This is a genomic window from Acidovorax sp. M2(2025) (assembly GCF_049330835.1).
Lineage (GTDB): Bacteria > Pseudomonadota > Gammaproteobacteria > Burkholderiales > Burkholderiaceae_C > Acidovorax.
In genome coordinates this window covers 3489145-3508117 of the sequence record NZ_CP186262.1, presented here as the reverse complement: position 1 = coordinate 3508117, position 18973 = coordinate 3489145, and the positions used below count along the sequence as shown (strand labels likewise).

16 protein-coding genes are annotated in these 18973 nt (G+C 69.5%); 9 read left to right on the top strand and 7 right to left on the bottom strand.

Annotated features, from left to right (window positions below; translation table 11 throughout):
- Positions 1 to 23: 23 nt before the first annotated feature.
- The 3 genes from ACOYR3_RS16185 to ACOYR3_RS16175 form a co-directional block, all read right to left on the bottom strand.
- On the bottom strand, positions 24 to 578 hold the full coding sequence (locus ACOYR3_RS16185; RefSeq protein WP_422843351.1) for a class I SAM-dependent methyltransferase: 555 nt from the start codon (positions 576 to 578) through the stop codon (positions 24 to 26).
- A gap of 150 nt (positions 579 to 728) precedes the next feature.
- Entirely contained in the window at positions 729 to 905 is a 177-nt protein-coding gene (locus tag ACOYR3_RS16180; protein WP_422843350.1) for a hypothetical protein, read from the bottom strand.
- 27 nt (positions 906 to 932) lie between these two features.
- Entirely contained in the window at positions 933 to 2174 is a 1242-nt protein-coding gene (locus ACOYR3_RS16175) for an MFS transporter (RefSeq protein ID WP_422843349.1), read from the bottom strand.
- 165 nt (positions 2175 to 2339) lie between these two features.
- Between ACOYR3_RS16175 and ACOYR3_RS16170 the strand changes: the two genes are divergently transcribed.
- The 4 genes from ACOYR3_RS16170 to ACOYR3_RS16155 all read left to right on the top strand — a co-directional run bounded on the left by ACOYR3_RS16170 (position 2340) and on the right by ACOYR3_RS16155 (position 9443).
- Positions 2340 to 4319: a DNA topoisomerase IV subunit B gene (locus ACOYR3_RS16170; RefSeq protein WP_422843348.1), complete on the top strand. Its 1980-nt coding sequence runs from the start codon at positions 2340 to 2342 to the stop codon at positions 4317 to 4319.
- Positions 4320 to 4343: 24 nt separating this feature from the next.
- Positions 4344 to 5171: a lytic transglycosylase domain-containing protein gene (locus ACOYR3_RS16165; protein WP_422843347.1), complete on the top strand. Its 828-nt coding sequence runs from the start codon at positions 4344 to 4346 to the stop codon at positions 5169 to 5171.
- Positions 5172 to 5188: 17 nt separating this feature from the next.
- Entirely contained in the window at positions 5189 to 7546 is a 2358-nt protein-coding gene (gene parC / locus ACOYR3_RS16160; RefSeq protein WP_422843346.1) for a DNA topoisomerase IV subunit A, read from the top strand.
- A gap of 112 nt (positions 7547 to 7658) precedes the next feature.
- Positions 7659 to 9443 carry a methyl-accepting chemotaxis protein gene (locus ACOYR3_RS16155; protein ID WP_422843345.1) on the top strand — a complete coding sequence of 595 codons (1785 nt, stop codon included), beginning with the start codon at positions 7659 to 7661 and terminating at the stop codon, positions 9441 to 9443.
- A gap of 164 nt (positions 9444 to 9607) precedes the next feature.
- Here the strand turns inward: ACOYR3_RS16155 and ACOYR3_RS16150 are convergent, their stop codons facing one another.
- Positions 9608 to 10066 (bottom strand): RidA family protein, encoded by a 459-nt coding sequence (locus ACOYR3_RS16150; RefSeq protein ID WP_422843344.1) that lies wholly within the window; start codon positions 10064 to 10066, stop codon positions 9608 to 9610.
- Positions 10067 to 10229: 163 nt separating this feature from the next.
- Here ACOYR3_RS16150 and ACOYR3_RS16145 point away from each other — a divergent pair, with 163 nt between their 5' ends.
- The 4 genes from ACOYR3_RS16145 (at position 10230) to ACOYR3_RS16130 (ending at position 15437) form a co-directional block, all read left to right on the top strand.
- The gene (locus tag ACOYR3_RS16145) at positions 10230 to 12794 is read left to right on the top strand and encodes a DNA internalization-related competence protein ComEC/Rec2 (protein ID WP_422843343.1); all 2565 of its coding nucleotides are present in this window, start codon (positions 10230 to 10232) and stop codon (positions 12792 to 12794) included.
- Between the two features lie 86 nt (positions 12795 to 12880).
- Complete coding sequence (locus ACOYR3_RS16140) at positions 12881 to 14344, top strand: circularly permuted type 2 ATP-grasp protein (protein WP_422843342.1); 1464 nt, start codon at positions 12881 to 12883, stop codon at positions 14342 to 14344.
- A complete protein-coding gene (locus ACOYR3_RS16135; protein ID WP_422843341.1) occupies positions 14338 to 14484 on the top strand; it encodes an alpha-E domain-containing protein in 147 nt (48 codons plus the stop codon). The genes ACOYR3_RS16140 and ACOYR3_RS16135 overlap by 7 nt, the downstream gene beginning before the upstream one ends.
- Positions 14478 to 15437, top strand: a complete 960-nt coding sequence (locus ACOYR3_RS16130; protein ID WP_422843340.1) for an alpha-E domain-containing protein — start codon at positions 14478 to 14480, stop codon at positions 15435 to 15437. The genes ACOYR3_RS16135 and ACOYR3_RS16130 overlap by 7 nt, the downstream gene beginning before the upstream one ends.
- Before the next feature lie 48 nt (positions 15438 to 15485).
- Here ACOYR3_RS16130 and ACOYR3_RS16125 read toward each other — a convergent pair whose 3' ends face one another.
- Positions 15486 to 16454: a LysR family transcriptional regulator gene (locus ACOYR3_RS16125; protein ID WP_422843339.1), complete on the bottom strand. Its 969-nt coding sequence runs from the start codon at positions 16452 to 16454 to the stop codon at positions 15486 to 15488.
- 96 nt (positions 16455 to 16550) lie between these two features.
- On the opposite strand from ACOYR3_RS16125, the gene ACOYR3_RS16120 reads away from it, so the two are divergent.
- Positions 16551 to 17474: a carbon-nitrogen hydrolase family protein gene (locus ACOYR3_RS16120; protein ID WP_422843338.1), complete on the top strand. Its 924-nt coding sequence runs from the start codon at positions 16551 to 16553 to the stop codon at positions 17472 to 17474.
- Positions 17475 to 17525: 51 nt separating this feature from the next.
- On the opposite strand, the gene ACOYR3_RS16115 is transcribed toward ACOYR3_RS16120, so the two are convergent.
- Positions 17526 to 17807 (bottom strand): VF530 family DNA-binding protein, encoded by a 282-nt coding sequence (locus tag ACOYR3_RS16115; RefSeq protein ID WP_422843337.1) that lies wholly within the window; start codon positions 17805 to 17807, stop codon positions 17526 to 17528.
- 157 nt (positions 17808 to 17964) lie between these two features.
- On the bottom strand, positions 17965 to 18882 hold the full coding sequence (locus ACOYR3_RS16110) for a LysR family transcriptional regulator (protein WP_422843336.1): 918 nt from the start codon (positions 18880 to 18882) through the stop codon (positions 17965 to 17967).
- Positions 18883 to 18973 lie beyond the last annotated feature (91 nt).

Sequence of the window (18973 nt, the reverse complement as noted above, 5' to 3'; positions counted from 1 at the left end):
GTGGTGAACGGTAAAAGGGCATTCTAACGAGTGCGCGCGGGCAAAAGATGTCGTTGGGGCGCCTGCGTGTCCGGGAGTTCCCGCACGGCCGTGACGCGCTGCACGAAACGCGCGGGTTCTTCCGCGAACCCGTCCTCGTAGCCCACCACGCGCAGGCCCGCGCAGGCGTGCAGCAGTTCGCCGGGCTCCAGCAGGAATTCGGCCCGCGCCGGCCGGCCCACGCTGCCCTGGCCGCGCGCAAAGGTTTCATACAGGAGCACGCCGCCGGCAGCCACGCTGGCAACGAGCGTGGGCAGCAAGGGGCGCCACAGGTAATGGGTGACCACCACCGCATCGAACTGGCGTCCGGCAAAGGGCCAGGGCCCGTTCTCGATGTCCGCGCAAACCAGCTCGCCCAGCCCTTGGCATGCGGCCAGCGCCTCGGGCGAGCGGTCCACCCCCGTGACCTGCATCCCCTGGCCGTGGAGCCAGCGGAGATGGCGGCCGGCGCCGCAGGCCACGTCGAGCACGCGGCCCTTGGGCGGGATGAGGTGCGCCCAGCGGCACACCCATTCGGACGGGGCTTCGGTTCCGTGCATGTAGTTTGCTATTAAAAATATAGCTTTCAGCGCTTGCTGGTAAAGCGCTGGAGCCCAAAAAACCTCAAAGTCTGGCCAGCGCCCCCTGCGGGCTTGCCGACAGGTCCGGGAACTCTATCCGTTCTGCTGGCGGATTTCGAGGCGAAGCTCCTAGAAGCAGCTCCACAGCTGGTCGGCCACCATTACCATGAAATCGCTGGCGGTGTAGAGGCCGAACACGGCCAGGCAGGCCAGTGCCGCCACGGTCCAGCCCAGCCAGCGCAGGCCGCCCGGGCGCCGGGCCTGGGTGGGCTGGGCGGGGGATGGGGTTGCGTGCGGGGTGCGCATGGGGGGGCGGGAAGGATCGGCGCGGGCTCAGGCGGGGGATGCTGAGGAAGCGGAGGCGGCGGCCGGGGCGCGGCGGATAGGGCTTTCCTTGACGGGAAGGTTCACCAGCCCGGCAAAGATGCCCAGGCCGATGGCGATGTACCACACGATATCGTAGCTGCCGGTGGCATCGTACAGGTAGCCGCCCAGCCATACGCCCAGGAAGCTGCCGATCTGGTGGCTGAAGAACACGAAGCCGCCCAGCATCGACAGGTGCTGCACGCCGAAGATCTGCGCGATGGTGGCGTTGGTGGGCGGCACGGTCGAGAGCCAGAGCGATCCCATCACCGCGGAGAACACGTACACCGACAGCGGCGACAGCGGCACGAGCAAAAACACGCTGATGGCCACGGCCCGCGCGAAATAGATGAAGGCCAGGATGTGCCGCTTGGGCATGCGCTGGCCCAGCGTGCCGGCCACGTAGGTGCCCAGCACATTGAACAGCCCGATCAGTGCCAGCGCGTAGCTGGCCACCTGGGGCGAGAGGCCATGGTCCTTCAGATAGCTGGGCATGTGCACGCCAATGAACACCACCTGGAAGCCGCACACGAAGTACCCGGCCATCAGCAGGTTGAAGCTGGGGTACCGGAACGCCTCCGACAGCGCCTGCAGCACCGTCTGCTCGCGCCGGGCCGAGGCCGCGGCCGCCGTGAAGCCCGGCTCGCGCAGGCCGAACGCCAGGGGCACGATCAGCAGCACCAGCAGCGACAGCGCCAGCAGGGCCTGCTGCCAGCCCAGCCCGGCGATCAGCCAGCCCTCCACGGGCACCATCAGGAACTGGCCGAACGAGCCCGCCGCAGCGGCCACGCCCATGGCCCATGAGCGCCGCTCGGGGGCGATCTGCCGCCCCAGCACGCCGTAGATGACGGCGTAGGTGGTGCCGGCCTGGGCGGCGCCGATCAGCACCCCGGCGGTCAGCGTGAACACCAGCGGCGTGGGCGACAGGGCCATCCCCGCAAGGCCCAGTCCATAAAGGACCGCCCCGCCCATCAGCACCCGGAAAGCGCCGAACCGGTCGGCCACCATGCCGGCAAAGATGCCGATCAGCCCCCAGGACAGGTTTTGCACTGCGATGGCCAGGGCGAACGACTGGCGGTTCCACCCCATCTCCTGCGTGATGGGCAGCAGCCACAGGCCAAAGCCGTGCCGGATGCCCATCGACAGGGTGACGACGGCAGCGCCGCAGGCGAGCACCTGGGCCATGGACAGTTTTGGTGGATTCGTATGCATGCGCAGGAATGTAACGAATCTTCCCGCCCTCTGCCGGGCAGGGGCGTTGTCGGCGGGCGCGACCCCTGCGTGAGAGGTCCTGGGCCGTCTTTGGGCCTCCACGCGGGGTGGTTGCCTGTTTTTATATCCAGCCTTTGTGCAGGGGGCGCACTACAATCCGCGCCCATGGCAGTCAAACCCGCTTCCGCATCCGCTGAATATTCCGAAGGTTCCATCCGCGTGCTCAAGGGCCTGGAGCCCGTCAAGCAGCGCCCGGGCATGTACACCCGCACCGACAACCCCCTGCACATCATCCAGGAGGTGCTGGACAACGCGGCCGACGAGGCCCTGGCCGGCTTTGGCAAGAAGATCCGCGTCACGCTGCACGCCGACGGCTCGGTGAGCGTGGAGGACGACGGCCGCGGCATCCCGTTCGGCCTGCACCCTGAGGAAAACGCTCCGGTGATCGAGCTGGTCTACACCCGCCTGCACGCGGGCGGCAAGTTCGACAAGGGCAAGGGTGGGGCCTACAGCTTTTCCGGCGGCCTGCACGGCGTGGGGGTGTCGGTCACCAATGCGCTGGCCACCCGGCTGGAGGCCACCAGCTTCCGCGAAGGCAAGGCGGCGCGGCTGGTGTTTTCCGCCGGCGACGTGGTGGAGCCCCTGGTGGTCCGCCCGCTGGAGGCGGGCGAGCGCAAGCAGGGCACCTCGGTGCGCGTGTGGCCCGACCCCAAGTACTTTGAATCCAGCGTGCTGCCCCTGGGCGAGCTGACCCATCTGCTGCGCAGCAAGGCCGTGCTGATGCCGGGCGTGACCGTGCAGCTCGTCAACGAGAAAGCGCGCGACACCCAGACCTGGCAGTACAAGGGCGGCCTGCGCGACTACCTTGCCCAGACCCTTGCGGCCGACCCCGTTATTCCGCTGTTTGAAGGCGAAGGCTTTGCCGACAGCGGCAACGAGAGCTTTGCCGAAGGCGAAGGCGCAGCCTGGGCCGTGGCCTTCACGGAAGAAGGGGCTCCGGTGCGCGAGAGCTATGTCAACCTGATTCCCACCAGCGCCGGGGGCACGCACGACAGCGGGCTGCGTGACGGCCTGTTCAACGCGGTCAAGAGCTTCATCGAACTGCACAGCCTGGCCCCCAAGGGCGTCAAGCTTCTGCCCGAGGACGTGTTTGCCCGCGCCAGCTACGTGCTGTCCGCCAAGGTGCTGGACCCGCAATTCCAGGGCCAGATCAAGGAGCGCCTGAACTCCCGCGACGCGGTGCGGCTGGTCAGCGGCTTTGTGCGCCCGGCGCTGGAGCTGTGGCTGCACCAGCATGTGGAGTACGGCAAGAAGCTGGCCGAGCTGGCCATCAAGGCCGCGCAGACCCGCCAGAAGGCCGGGCAGAAGGTGGAAAAGCGCAAGGGCTCCGGCGTGGCCGTGCTGCCCGGCAAGCTCACCGACTGCGAAAGCCGCGACGTCCGCCACAACGAAGTGTTCCTGGTGGAGGGCGACTCGGCCGGCGGCAGCGCCAAGATGGGCCGCGACAAGGAGACCCAGGCCGTCCTGCCCCTGCGCGGCAAGGTGCTCAACACCTGGGAGGTGGAGCGCGACCGCCTGTTTGCCAACAACGAGATCCACGACATCTCCGTGGCCATCGGCGTGGATCCGCACGGGCCCGCCGACAACCCCGACCTGAGCGGCCTGCGCTATGGCAAGATCTGCATCCTCTCCGACGCGGACGTGGACGGCTCGCACATCCAGGTGCTGCTGCTGACGCTGTTCTTCCGCCACTTTCCCAAGCTCATCGAGGCGGGCAATATTTACGTGGCGCGGCCGCCGCTGTTCCGCGTGGATGTGCCGGCCCGGGGCAAGAAGCCGGCCGCCAAGATGTACGCGCTGGACGACGGCGAACTCAACGCCATCCTCGACAAGTGCGCCAAGGACGGCGTGCCGCGCGAGAAATGCCAGGTCAGCCGTTTCAAGGGCCTGGGCGAGATGAACGCGGAACAATTGTGGGAAACGACACTCAACCCGGACACCCGGCGCCTGCTGCCCGTGCAGTTCGGCAACCTGGACTTTGCCGCCACCGAAGGGCTCATCACCAAGCTCATGGGCAAGGGCGAGGCCGCGGCGCGCCGGGAACTGATGGAATTGCATGGCGACGCGGTCGAGATCGATATCTGACGCTTGCGGCGGCTGCAGTGCGCCATGATGCATTACCTCACCACCGGCCGCTGGCGCCCCGCCCTCATCCTCTTGCTGCTGTGCCTGGCCCAGCAGGGGGCCCGCGCGGACCTGTGGGCGCGGGTGGATGAGCGCGGCGTGACGCACTTTGCCCCCGAGCAGGTGGACGCGCGGTACGAGCTGTTCTTCCGGGGGCACGCATTCGACTCGTCGCGCGACATGCCCGCAGGCACGCTGTCCCTGCCCCATGCACTGCCCGCCGAGGGCGCGCGCCTGCGGGCATTTTTCGACATTGCGCCCGACTACAAGCGCGTAAAGCACCACCTGCGCGCCGCGGCCAGCCAGCACGGGGTGGACTACGAGCTCCTGCAGGCCGTGATCGCGACCGAATCCGGCTTTGACGCCACCGCCGTCTCGCCCCGCGGCGCCGTGGGGCTCATGCAGGTCATGCCGGACACCGCCAGCCGCTTTGGCGTGCGCGGCGACACCCGCCGCAGCGTGGAGCAGAAGCTGGCCGACCCGGCCGTCAACGTGCCCACCGGCACGCGCTACCTGCGCTACCTGCTGGACCTGTTCCCCGGCCGCACCGACCTGGCGGTGGCGGCCTACAACGCGGGGGAGGGGGCCGTGCAGCGTGCCGGCAACCAGATTCCCGCCTTCAAGGAAACCCAGAACTACGTGCGCACGGTGCTCGGGCTGTATGCCCAGCTCAAGCCGCCCGACCTGGTGCGCACCCAGCGCGCCGCCACCGGCCGCGTGCGCATGGAACTCTCTGGCGGCGCCCACCTCCGCGGCAACCTGCCGCCCCCGGCGGCGCCGCGAGCGGGAGAGCTTCCCGCAGCCCGTGACTGAACTTTCTTAGCGAACGAATGAGCGACCAACCTATCTTGGATTTCACTACCGCGGGCGACGGCGGCGCAGACGCCCTGGACCTGGGCGGCTATGCCCAGCGCGCCTACCTTGAATACGCCCTGTCGGTCGTCAAGGGCCGCGCGCTGCCCGACGTGTGCGACGGCCTCAAGCCCGTGCAGCGGCGCATTCTGTACGCCATGGACCAGATGGGCCTGGGCTACAGCGGACCCACGCGCAACAGCCCGGCCAAGCCGGTCAAGAGCGCCCGTGTGGTGGGCGATGTGCTGGGCCGCTTCCACCCGCATGGCGACCAGTCTGCCTACGACGCACTGGTGCGCATGGCGCAGGACTTTGCGCAGCGCTACCCGCTGATCGACGGCCAGGGCAACTTCGGCAGCCGCGACGGCGACGGCGCCGCGGCCATGCGCTACACCGAGGCCCGCCTGTCGCGCATCACCACCTTGCTGCTCGACGAGATCGACGAGGGCACGGTCGACTTCATGCCCAACTACGACGGCAGCACGCAGGAGCCGCGCCAGCTGCCCGCCCGCCTGCCGTTTGCGCTGCTCAACGGCGCCAGCGGCATCGCCGTGGGCCTGGCCACCGAAATTCCCAGCCACAACCTGCGCGAGATCGCCGACGCCTGCATTGCGCTCATCAAGACCCCCGCGCTCAGCCAGGAGGAGCTGCTGGCCATCGTGCCGGGGCCGGACTACCCGGGCGGCGGGCAGATCATCAGCAGCCCGGGCGACATTGCCGACGCGTACCGCACCGGCCGGGGCAGCCTGAAGGTGCGCGCGCGCTGGAAGATCGAGGACCTGGCGCGCGGCCAGTGGCAGCTGGTGGTCAACGAACTGCCTCCGGGCGTCAGCACCCAGCGCGTGCTCGAGGAAATCGAGGAAATCACCAACCCCAAGGTCAAGGCCGGCAAGAAGGCCCTGAGCCAGGAGCAGACCCAGCTCAAGGCCAGCATGCTGGCCGTGCTGGACGTGGTGCGCGACGAATCGAGCAAGGATGCGCCGGTGCGTCTGGTGTTCGAGCCCAAGACCGGCAAGACCCCGCAGCAGGAGCTGATCACCGCCCTGCTGGCCCACACCAGCCTGGAAACCTCGGCGCCCATCAACCTCACGATGGTGGGGCTGGACGGCAAGCCGGTGCAGAAGTCGCTGCGGCAGATGCTGGAAGAGTGGATTGCCTTCCGCCAGACCACCATCACCCGCCGCAGCCAGCACCGGCTGGACAAGGTGCTGGAGCGCATCCACATCCTCGAAGGGCGGCAGACCGTGCTGCTCAACATCGACGAGGTGATTGCCATCATCCGCAACAGCGACGAGCCCAAGGCCGCGCTGATCGCGCGCTTCCACCTGAGCGACCGCCAGGCCGAGGACATCCTGGAAATCCGCCTGCGCCAGCTGGCGCGGCTGGAGGCCATCAAGATCGAGCAGGAGCTCAAGGAGCTGCGCGAGAGCCAGGGCAAGCTTGAAGACATCCTGAACAACCCCGGCTCGTTGCGCCGCACCATGGTCAAGGAGATCGAGGCCGACGCGAAGACCTTCGCCGACCCGCGCCGCACGCTGATCCAGGCCGAGAAAAAGGCCGTGGCCGAGGTGAAGGTGGTGGACGAGCCCGTCACCGTGGTGGTCTCGCAAAAGGGCTGGGTGCGCGCGCGCACCGGCCACGGGCACGAGGCCGCCAGCTTTGCCTTCAAGGCCGGCGACGGCCTGTACGGCACGTTTGAATGCCGCACTGTGGACACGCTGCTGGCCTTCGGCAGCAACGGGCGGGTGTACTCCGTGCCGGTCGCGGTGCTGCCGGGCGCGCGCGGCGACGGCCAGCCCGTGACCACCTTGGTCGAGCTGGAGTCCGGCACGCAGCTGCTGCACTACTTTGCCGGACCGGCCGGTGCCCAGCTGCTGCTGGCCGGCTCGGGCGGCTACGGGTTCATCGCGGCGGTGGAAAACATGGTCTCGCGCCAGAAGGGCGGCAAGGCCTTCATCACCCTGGGCGAGGGCGAGACCGTGTGCGTGCCTTCTCATGTCGCGGGCACGTCGGGCAGCAAGCCCCTGGCCCCCGCCACCCATGTGGCGTGTGCGTCGGTGGGCGGGCGCATCCTCACCTTCGAGATCAGCGAGCTCAAGAGCATGGCCAACGGCGGCCGCGGCCTGATGCTCATTGACCTGGAGGACAAGGACCAGCTGGCCGGCGCCGCAGCCTACACCCGCAGCGTCCGCCTGGACGGCGTGGGGCGCGGCGGCAAGCCGCGCGACGAAACGCTGGAAATCCGCAGCCTGAACAACGCCCGGGCGGCGCGCGGACGCAAGGGCAAGGCAGCTGACCTGGGGTTCAAGCCGGCGGCCGTGACGCGCGTGGAGTGAGGGGCGGCCGGGCGCGCAAGGCCGGGCAAATTCCTCGTGTACTTCCGTGGGTTTGTGCAATTTCGAGAATGCGAGCAACATAGCGTTACAAAAATACGCAAAGGAGATCGGTATGCCCCGTCAGTTCCGAATGGCCCACAAGTTGTGGCTCGCGGTGGTCCTTATCGTGGTGTTGCTCGTGGCGGTGGTGGGGTTCTCCGGCTACCGCAGCGCGCAGGTGCAGGCCCGCTCCGAGGCGGCGGCGCGGGACATGGAGGCCCGCGTGCAGGCGGCCATCACCTGGGCCGGCCTGACGGAGACGAACGCAGCCCGCACCCAGGCCCTGATCGTGAGCGGCGACCCGGCGGTGGAGGCCGAGTTCAAGGATGTGATCGCGGCCACGTCCGCCAAGATCAGCGAGGTGCAGAAGTCGCTGGAATCGCTGGCCCTGTCCGAGTCGGACAAGGCGCAGATGACCAAGATCGCGGCGGCGCGCAAGACCATGATCGATCTGCGCGGCGAGGCCCGCAAGCTCAAGACCGGCGGCCAGCAGGAGCAGGCGGTCGCGCTGATCGCGCAGAAATACAACCCCGCGGTGGCCGCCTACCTGGGCACGCTGCGCGAGTTCGTGCAGCAGCAGCAGCAGAACGCCGCAGCCACCCAGGCAGCCATGGCGTCGGAGCGCATGCTCACGGTGAAGATCGCGGCCGTGGCGGTGGGCCTGCTGCTGCTGGCCATCATCGTCGGGGCCTACTACCTCATCAACAGCATCCAGCGCCCGCTGGAGCAGGCCAACGGGCTGGCCGAGCGCATCGCGGGCGGCGACCTGAGCCAGAGCGAGCGGGTGACGCGCAGCGATGAGTTCGGCGACCTGCTGCGTTCGCTGTATGCCATGAGCGACGCCCTGGGCCGCATGGTGCACCAGGTGCGCCAGAGCACCGACAGCATTGCCATTGCCAGCGCCGAGATCGCCACGGGCAACCAGGACCTGTCGGCGCGCACCGAGCAGACCTCCAGCAACCTGCAGCAGACCGCGGCGGCCATGGAGCAGTTCACCAGCACCATCCAGCAAAGCGCGGGCAGCGCCCAGCAGGCCAGCAGCCTGGCCGCCAGCGCGACCGGCGTGGCGCGGCGGGGCGGCGAGGTGGTCACGCAGGTGGTGTCCACCATGGAAGACATCAACCACAGCAGCAAGAAGATCGCCGACATCATCGGCGTGATCGACGGCATTGCGTTCCAGACCAACATCCTGGCCCTGAATGCGGCGGTGGAGGCCGCGCGGGCCGGAGAGCAGGGCCGCGGCTTTGCCGTGGTGGCCAGCGAGGTGCGCAGCCTGGCGCAGCGCAGCGCCGAGGCGGCCAAGGAGATCAAGCAGCTGATCAACGCTTCGGTCGAGAGGGTGGAAGCGGGGTCGCGCCTCGTGTCCGATGCGGGCGCCACCATGACGGACATCGTGCAGTCGGTGCAGCGGGTGACGGACATGATCGGCGAGATCACGGCGGCCTCGTCCGAGCAGAGCGCGGGTGTGGCGCAGGTGAACCAGGCCATTGGCAACCTGGACCAGATGACGCAGCAGAACGCCGCCCTGGTCGAGGAAAGCGCGGCCGCCGCGCAAAGCCTGCGCGAGCAGGCCGACCACCTGGCCCGCGAAGTGTCGCGCTTCAAGGTCAACGCGGCCAGCTACGGCCCGGCCCAGGCCGCCATCGGCGCGGCGCGCGCGTCGGCCGCCCGGCAGGCGGCCGCGCCCGCCGCTGGGCCGGCGGCACGTGCGCCGGCCGCGGCCCCGCGCCTGGGCGGCACCGGCGCGCCCACGGCGCCCACGGTGGGCGGGGCGGGCAAGAAGGCCGCCCCCACCCCTGCAGCCCCGCGGCAGGCAGCCGCTGCGCAGGCGGCGGAAGACGACTGGGAAAGCTTTTAGTCAAGCACCACGCGGCGCTATAAAAGAAGGAGCTGCCAGCGCTTGATGCACAATGGTTTCAAGGTGTTTTGCCATTGAAATCGAGAGTGGATCTGCGCAAGCAGCTCCTTTTTTAAGAGCGCTGCACCGGCCGGCACTGTGGGCGCGCCGGCCTTGTTGCAGGCTTACGCGAGTTCCGCGATCAGCTCGATTTCCACGCACGCGCCCAGCGGAATCTGGGCCACGCCGAAGGCGCTGCGCGCATGCACGCCCGCTTCGCCAAACACCTGGCCCAGCAGTTCGCTCGCGCCGTTGGTCACCAGGTGCTGCTCGGTGAAGTCGCCGGTGGAATTCACCAGGCTCATCACCTTGACGATGCGCTTGACGCGGTTCAGGTCGCCGCCGCAAGCGGCCTGCAACGTGCCCATCAGGTCGATGGCCACGCCCCGCGCGGCCTGCTTGCCTTCCTCGGTGCCGATGTCGCGGCCAAACTGCGCGGCCCAGGGCTTGCCGTCCTTGCGGGCGATGTGGCCGCTCAGGAACACCAGGTTGCCGGTCTGCACGTAGGGCACGTACGCCGCCGCGGGAACGGACACGGGGGGCAGGGTGATGTTGAGTTCTTTCAGCTTGTCGTAAACGCTCATGGCTTTTTCCTTGGTGGAAACAATGGAGGAAGGGTGGGTGGGCCGTCGCCGGCACGGCGCGCGAAAAAACGGTGGCGCCGCGCCGGGGTGGCGGGGAGTGTTACACACCCGGCGGCGCAGAATCCACCGGGCCGGTGCGGCGCACCCCCTTTAGCATTACCCCATGTCCACCATAAGCCTCCCTAATGCCGCGCCGCCTGTGGCAGAGGCCGGGCCGCCCCTGGCGGAGGCCACGGCCCCCGCGGCACGCGGGTGGTGGGCGGCGGCCTGGCTGCTGGGGGCCGTGGCGGGCGCGGCGGTGCAGCTGCAGCAGCCCAGGCTCTGGGCGGGGTGGGCCTATGCCGTGGTGCTGGCCGCGGCCTGCCTGGCCGTAGCGGGCGCGGCTGCGGCCCGGCGCCGTGGGGCCGCAGCCGGGCGAAGAGCCGCGGCGGCCAGCGTGCTGGCGCTGGGCGCGGGGTTCCTGGCCCTGTTTGCGCTGACCGGCCTGCGCGCCGTCGGCTACGCCAGCGACGGATTGGCGCCCGCGCTGGAGGGCAAGGACCTGCGCGTGACCGGCGTGGTGGCCGCCATGCCGCAGCGCAACGAGGCCGGCACGCACCTGCGCCTGGACGTGGAGTCCGCGGCCCTGGACGGTGCCCCCGTGCAGCTGCCGCACCGCATCGACCTGGCCTGGTATGGCGGCCCGTTCCGCGACGCCGCGGGCATGGCCGACCTGCAGCGCCAGCCCCCCGCGCTGGTGGCCGGGGAGCGCTGGGCGCTGACCGTGCGGCTGAAGGCGCCGCACGGTGCGCGCAATCCCTACGGGTTTGATTTCGAGCTGTGGATGTGGGAGCAGGGCGTGCAGGCCACGGGCTACGTGCGCGCCGGCCCCAAAGACGAGCCGCCGCAGCGGCTGGAGGCCACCGGGACCCACCCGGTGGAGCGGGCGCGGCAGGCCGTGCGCGACGCCATCCTGGAGCGCCTGGACGGCGCGCAGGCCGATGGCGACGATCCGGCCCGCATGCGGATTGCCGGCGTGGTGGCGGCCCTGGTGACGGGCGACCAGCGCGCCATCGACCGTGCCGACTGGGACGTGTTCCGCGCCACCGGCGTGGCGCACCTGATGAGCATCTCGGGCCTGCACATCACCCTGTTTGCCTGGCTGGCCGCCGCGGCCGTGGGGGCGTTGTGGCGCCGGTCCACGCGCTGCTGCCTGGCGGTGCCGGCCCCCTCGGCGGCGCTGGTGGCCGGCGTGGTGCTGGCGGCGGCGTACGCGCTGTTCAGCGGCTGGGGCGTGCCCGCGCAGCGCACGGTGATCATGCTGGCCGTGGTGGCCCTGCTGCAGCTCAGCGGCCGCCGCTGGCCCTGGCCCCAGGTCTGGCTGCTGGCGTGCGCGGCCGTGGTGGTGGCCGACCCGTGGGCGCTGGAGCAGGCGGGCTTCTGGCTGAGCTTTGTGGCCGTGGGGATTCTGTTTGCTACCAATTCAATAGCTCCCGGCGCAGATCCAGTGGGCGCCAGGGGCCGGTTTTATGCGCTGGTCCGGGAGCAGTGGGTGGTGACCCTGGCGCTCACGCCGCTCACGTTGCTGCTGTTCGGGCAGGTCTCGCTGGTGGGCTTTGTGGCCAATCTGGCGGCCATTCCGTGGGTCACGCTGGTGGTCACGCCCCTGGCACTGGGCGGGGTGCTGTGGGCGCCGCTGTGGAGCCTCGCCGCCCTCAGCCTGCAGCCGCTGGCGGCGCTGCTGCAGTGGCTGGCGCAATGGCCCTGGGCGGTGCTGTTTCTTCCCGCGGCGCCGCTGTGGGCGGGTCTCTGCGCCGTGGCGGGCGGGGCCCTGCTGGCAGCGCCCGTGCCCTGGCGCGTGCGGGCGCTGGCCCTGCCGCTGCTGTGGCCCGTTGCGGCCTGGCAGCCCGCGCGGCCGGCGCCCGGACAGGTCGAGCTGATGGCTGCCGACATCGGCCAGGGCAACGCCGTCCTGGTCCGCACCGCCACGCATGCCCTGCTGTACGACGCCGGGCCGCGCTTCAGCCGCGAGAGCGACGCAGGCCACCGCGTGCTGGTGCCGCTGCTGCGGGCGCTGGGGGTGCGGCTCGACCTGGTCATGCTCAGCCACCGCGATGCGGACCACACGGGCGGGGCCGCCGCGGTGCTGGCGCAGCAGCCGCAGGCCGCGCTCAGCGGGTCGATCGGCGCCGACAGCGCCCTGCAGGCGCTGCGGCCCGCCACCCCCTGCGTGGCAGGGCAGCAATGGACCTGGGACGGCGTGCGGTTCGAGGTGCTCCACCCGCTGGCGCCGGATGCTGCCAGCGCCGCACCGCGCCCCAACACCCTGAGCTGCGTGCTGCGCATGGAGGCGGCGGCGCAGGGCGCGGCGCCCGCGCCGGTGGCCCTGCTGGTGGGGGACATCGAGGCCGCGCAGGAGCAGGCCCTGCTGGCGCGCGGCGCCAGCGTGCGCGCAGACCTGCTGCTGGTGCCCCACCACGGCAGCAAGACATCGTCGACCCCGGCGTTTCTGCAGGCGGTCCAGCCGCGCACCGCTTTGGTGCAGTCGGGCTACCGCAACCGCTTTGGCCACCCAGCGGCCGATGTGCTGGCGCGCTACGACGCGCTGGGCATCGCCGTGGTGGACTCGGCGCGCTGCGGCGCCGCGGCATGGTCGTCGCAGCAACCCGCCGAAGTCGGTTGCGAACGCGACCTGAACCCGCGCTACTGGCAACACCGCCTGCCGCCGCGCAGCACGCCCGGCCGGTAGCCGCTGCGCAGGCCGCCCGCGCGAATGCCGGAGTAAAAAAAGGGGTGGGCGCACAACTTGCTATCCTGTCTGCAGGAGGCCAGTTCATGCAGAAATTTGATGAGATGTACGCCATGCTGCCTTTCGATGGCAGCGATGTGCGTGAACACTACAAGCGCTATGCGCAGTGGTTGAGCAAACAGCCCCCTGACGTGATGCAGGCCCGCAGGGCCGAGGCCGAGATGATCTTCCGGCGCGTGGGCATCACCTTTGCCGTCTATGGCGCCAAGGACGAGGGCGGGGCCGGCAACGAGCGGCTCATCCCGTTCGATCTCATCCCCCGCATCATCCCCGCGCACGAGTGGAGCAGCATGCAGCAAGGGCTGGTGCAGCGCGTCACGGCCCTCAACCGCTTCATCCACGACGTCTACCACGGGCAGGACATCATCCGAGCCGGCGTCGTGCCCGCCGACCTCATCCTGAACAACGCGCAGTACCGGCGCGAGATGGCGGGCGTGCAGGTGCCCCAGAACATCTACGCCCACATTGCCGGCATCGACATCGTGCGCGCACCCAACCCGCAGGGCGACGGCGAGTACTACGTGCTGGAGGACAACCTGCGCGTGCCCAGCGGCGTGAGCTACATGCTGGAAAACCGCAAGATGATGATGCGGCTGTTTCCCGAACTGTTCAGCCTGCACAAGGTGGCGCCCGTGGCCCACTACCCCGACCTGCTGCTCGAGACGCTGCGTGCCAGCGCGCCGGCCACCACCGACGAGCCGACCGTGGTGGTGCTCACGCCGGGCATGCACAACAGCGCCTACTTCGAGCACGCCTTCCTCGCGCAGCAGATGGGCGTGGAACTCGTCGAAGGGCAGGACCTGGTGGTCAAGGACAAGTTCGTGTACATGCGCACCACGCGCGGCCTGCAGCGCGTGGACGTGATCTACCGCCGCGTGGACGACGACTTCCTGGACCCGCAGGTCTTCCGCAGCAACTCCACGCTGGGCTGCTATGGCCTGATGGAAGCCTACCGCGCGGGCAACGTGGGCATCTGCAACGCGGTGGGCACGGGCGTGGCCGACGACAAGTCCGTGTACCCCTACGTGCCCGAGATGATCCGCTTCTACCTGGGCGAGGAGCCCATCCTGAAGAACGTGCCCACCTGGATGTGCCGCAAGCCCGACGACCTGCAGTACGTGCTGGCGAACCTCAAGGACCTGGTGGTCAAGGAGGTCCACGGCGCCGGCGGCTACGGCATGCTCATCGGACCGGCCGCGACGCAGGCCGAGATCGAGGACTTCCGCCGCGCGCTCATCGCCAACCCGTCGGGCTACATCGCCCAGCCCACGCTCAGCCTGTCGAGCTGCCCCACCTATGTGGACAGCGGCATCGCCCCGCGCCACATCGACCTGCGCCCCTTCGTGCTCAGCGGCCGCGAGGTGCAGATGGTGGCCGGCGGCCTCACCCGCGTGGCGCTGCAGGAAGGATCGCTGGTGGTGAATTCGTCCCAGGGCGGCGGGACCAAGGACACCTGGGTGCTGGGAAATGGAGGGACCGAATCATGCTGAGCCGCACCGCCGACCATCTGTTCTGGATGTCTCGCTACACCGAGCGGGCTGAAAACGCCGCCGAAGGCGGGGTTTCGCTACAACACAGCCAGCGTGCGCAGCACGCGCGGGGTTCTCTGCCCGGGGAGAAAAAATGCTAAGTCGCACTGCCGATCATCTGTTCTGGATGTCCCGATATACAGAGCGGGCAGAGAACACCGCAAGAATGCTCAACGTGAGCTACGACACCTCGCTGCTGCCGCAGTCTGCCGACGTGGCGCAGGCTGGCTGGGAAGGGCTGCTGTCCATCAGCGAGCTGATCCCGGCCTACACCGCCCGGCACGGTGACGTGACGCCCCAGAAGGTGCTGGAGTTCATGGTGCGCGACGGCAACAACCCGTCGTCCATCCTGTCGTGCCTGCGCGCAGCCCGCGAGAACGCTCGCGCCGTGCGCGGCGCGCTCACCACCGAGGTGTGGGAAACGCAGAACCAGACCTGGCTGGAGCTGCACCGCCAGCTCGAAGGCGGCGCTTTTGAGCGCGACCCCGGCCAGTTCTTCGAATGGGTGAAATACCGCTCGCACCTCTCGCGCGGCGTGGTGCTGGGCACCATGCTGCAGGACGAGGCCTTTCACTTCCTGCGCATGGGCACCTTCCTGGAGCGGGCCGACAACACGGCGCGCCTGCTGGACGTGAAGTTCCACGCCGTGCAGAACGACTTTTTCGGCCGGGCGAACGAACGCAACCAGGAAAACGACTTCTACCACTGGAGCGCCATCCTGCGCAGCGTCTCGGCGTTCGAGATCTACCGCAAGGTGTACCGCGACGTGATCACCCCGGGGCGGGTGGCCGACCTGCTGATCCTGCGCCGGGACATGCCGCGCTCGCTGCACGCCTGCATGCGCGAGGTGGTGGACAACCTGGCGGTGGTGGCCAACCAGCAGTCGGCGGAAACACAGCGCCGCGCCGGGCGCCTGCTGTCGGACCTGCAGTACGGCCGCATCGACGAGATCCTGTCCACCGGCCTGCACGCCTTTCTCACCCAGTTCCTGGACCGGGTCAACGACCTGGGCGGCGGCATCAGCCGCGACTTCCTGGTCCTGGGGGCGGACTGACCGGCGGGCGCTGAAGGCCCCGGCCCTCGCCGCCAGGGCGGCCGTCGGTCAGCGCCCGGCCGGCCGCAGGCTGGCCACCACCGCGCGCACGTCGGCGATCGCGGAGTCGCGCAGCGCGTCGGTGCGCCAGCCCAGTTCGATGGCGAAGCGCGGCATCTCCACGGGGCAGGGCAGCACCTGCAGGCCGCTCATCTGCGCGATGGCATGGGCCGCATGGGCGGGCAGCGTCGCCACGGCGGGCGTGCCCTTGAGCCAATGGGGCAGGGCCGCGAAATGCGTGGTCGACGCGATCACGCGGCGCTTGTGCCCGGCCGCGGCCAGCACCTCGTCCACCACGCCGATGAATCCGCCCGACGAGACCAGCACGTGGTCGCGGCGGACATAGTCGGCCACGGAGAGGCTGCGCACCGAACTCTTCGCACTCTTGCGTGCACGGGCGTGCGCGGCGCCCGGGGCCGCGTCCCCGGGGGGCGGAACTTCGGGGTCGATCAGGCAGGCATAGCCGCCTTCCCCCAGCGCCTCGTGGCTGAGCCAGCGCGTGGCCAGGCCCCCGGCGGTGATGGCCAGGTCGATCTCCCGGCCCATCAGCATCTCGGCCACGATCTGGCTGTGCGTCTGGCGGAACGCCAGGCGCAAGCCCGGCGCGCGCCGGGCCACCGCGCGCAGGAGTGCCGGCCCCCAGGCGATCTCGAAATCATCCGACATGCCGATCACCACGGAGCGGCCCTGGTAGCGCGCCGCCGGCGCGGCCCCCAGGGCCAGGCTCTCGCGGCATTTGTTGAGTGCCTCGCTGATGACGGGCTTGAGCTCCTGCGCCCGCAAGGTGGGGGCCAGCCCGCGCCCCGTGCGGGTGAACAGCGGGTCGCCATAGACGCGGCGCAGGCGGGCCAGGGCGGCGCTCACGGCCGATTGCGTCACGCCCAGCCGCAAGGCCGCCCGCGTGGCGCTGCCTTCTTCGTGCAGGGCCTCGAAAACGCGCAGGACATTCAGGTCGAAGCCGATATCAATACCGTTCATATCAATTAGCAATGAGGGGGCGTTGATGAATCTTAGGGGCTTGGGAACACTGGCGGCTGTGTGACTTTTCTTGCTACCTGGACCGGAGCCCCGAACATGACCCTGACCACCGTTGCCGCCCTGCAGATGGGCGCATCACCCCGCGGAACGCAGCAGACGCTGGCGGACATCCTCGCGTACGAAGCCGATATCAAGGCCGTGGGCGCGCGCCTGGTGGTCCTGCCCGAGGCGTTGCTGGGCGGCTACCCCAAGGGCGAGATCTTTGGCACGCGCCTGGGCTACCGCCTGCCCGAAGGGCGCGAGGCGTTTGCCCGCTACCACGCGGGCGCCATCGACGTGCCAGGGCCCGAGACGCAGGCCCTGGCCGAGCTGTCCGCCCGCACCCGCGCCACGCTGGTGCTGGGGGTGATCGAGCGTGCCGGCAGCACGCTGTACTGCACGGCCCTGTATTTCGACCCCGACAAGGGCCTGGTCGCCAAGCACCGCAAGCTCATGCCCACCGGCACGGAGCGCCTGATCTGGGGCATGGGCGACGGCTCCACGCTGCCGGTCATCGAGTCGGCGGCGGGCCGGGTGGGCGGCGCGATCTGCTGGGAGAACCACATGCCGCTGCTGCGCACCGCCATGTACGCCCAGGGCGTGCAGGTCTGGTGCGCGCCGACGGTGGACGAGCGCGACATCTGGCAATGCTCCATGCGCCATATCGCCCATGAAGGGCGGTGCTTCGTGATCAGCGCCTGCCAGGTGCAGCCCTCGCCCCGGGCGCTGGGGATGGACGTCCCGGGCTGGGATGCCGACCGCCCGCTGATCCGCGGCAACAGCGTGATCGTGGGCCCGCTGGGCGAGGTGCTGGCCGGCCCGCTGCAAGGCCAGCCCGGCTTGCTGGCGGCGGAGATCGACCTGGACGAGCTGGTGCGGGCCCGCTACGACTTCGACGTGGTCGGCCACTATGCCCGGCCCGATGTGTTCAGCCTGCAGGTGGACCGGCGCGCGAAGCCGGCGGTGGTGTTCCAGGACTGAGGGCCGGGCCAGCCGGGGCTGTGGGGCAGGCCTGCCGCGGCCGGCGCGGTGTCAGCGCGGCCCGTTGCGCCGCTGCTCGCGCAGCATGAAGAGGTACAGGCTTTCCACCTTCTCGCGCGCCCAGGGCGTCTTGCGCAGGAACTTCAGGCTGGAGCTGACGCTGGGGTCGCTCTGGAAGCAGCGGACCGGGATGCGCTGGCCCAGCTCTTTCCAGCCGAAATGGGCCGACAGCGCCACCACCATGGCCTCCAGCGTCACGCCGTGCAGCGGGTTGCGGGGCTGAGCGGGCTGGCTGGCCGGCGGGGCGGGGGGCGGGGTCTCGGGCGTGCTCATGGCTGCAAGCATACAGACTGAGAAGGTGGCCACGGCCCGGGTGCAGTCTCAGCTCGCGTGCAGCGGGCGTGACCCTCACGCGTGCCCCAGCGGAACTGGCTTGGCCAAGCCACGCGTGGCGTCTATCCCAGGGAAGGCGCGAAGCGGCCCAGGGGCGTCAGTTTGCTCGCTGCAAGTGCGCCTCGCGCTGGAAGAGCTCCGCCGTCCAGTCCACAAAGGCCCGCACCTTGGCGCTGAGGTGGCGGTTGGGCGGGTACACCACGTAGACCGGCAGCGGCGGCTGCTTCCACTCGGGCAGCAGTTGCACCAGCGCACCGCTTTGCAGATGGCGCTCGGCCTGGTAGCTGGTGATCTGGCCGACGCCCAGCCCCGCCAGGATGGCGGTGACATAGGCATTGGCTTCGTTCACGCTCAGCTGGTACGGGCCCGAGATGTCGATGGCCTCAGCGTCCTTGCGGAACTCCAGCGGGTAGTGCCGCCCGGAGTGCGGCGAGAAGTACAGCAGGCTGCTGTGCTTCTCCTCGATCTCCAGCGGATGGCCGGGCGTGCCCTTGCGCGCCAGGTAGTCGGGGGACGCCACGGTGATGAACTCCAGGTTGCCCACCCGCCGCGCCACGAGCGACTGGTCGCTCAGCTCGCCGCCGCGGATCACGCAGTCCACGTTGTCTCCGATGAGGTCCACGATGCGGTCGCTGACCCCCAGGTCCATCTGGATGTCGGGATAGCGGGCGTGGAACTCCGCCAGGTTGGGAATGATGAGCAGCTGCGCCACCGAGGTGCCCACGTCCACCCGCAGCCGTCCGCGCGGGTTGGCGCGCGCGTTGGTCATGCTGGCCTCGATGTCGTCCAGGTCCGTCAGCAGGCGCACCGTGCGGTCGTAGTAGGCCGCGCCATCGGCGGTCACCGTCACGCGGCGTGTCGTGCGGTTGAGCAGCTTCACGCGCAGGCGCGCCTCCAGCGCCTGGACATGCTTGGTCACCGTGGCTTTGGGCAGCGAGAGCGAATCGGCCGCCCGTGTGAACGTGCCGGCCTCCACCACCCGCACGAATATGCGCATGGCCTGTATCTGGTCCATGGCTTCTCCTTGAATCTGGGAACTGCAGCACTCACCCGTGAGTGCCGAAGAATTCTCACACGCGAAGCGCCGCCAATTGTTAGCCGTTTGG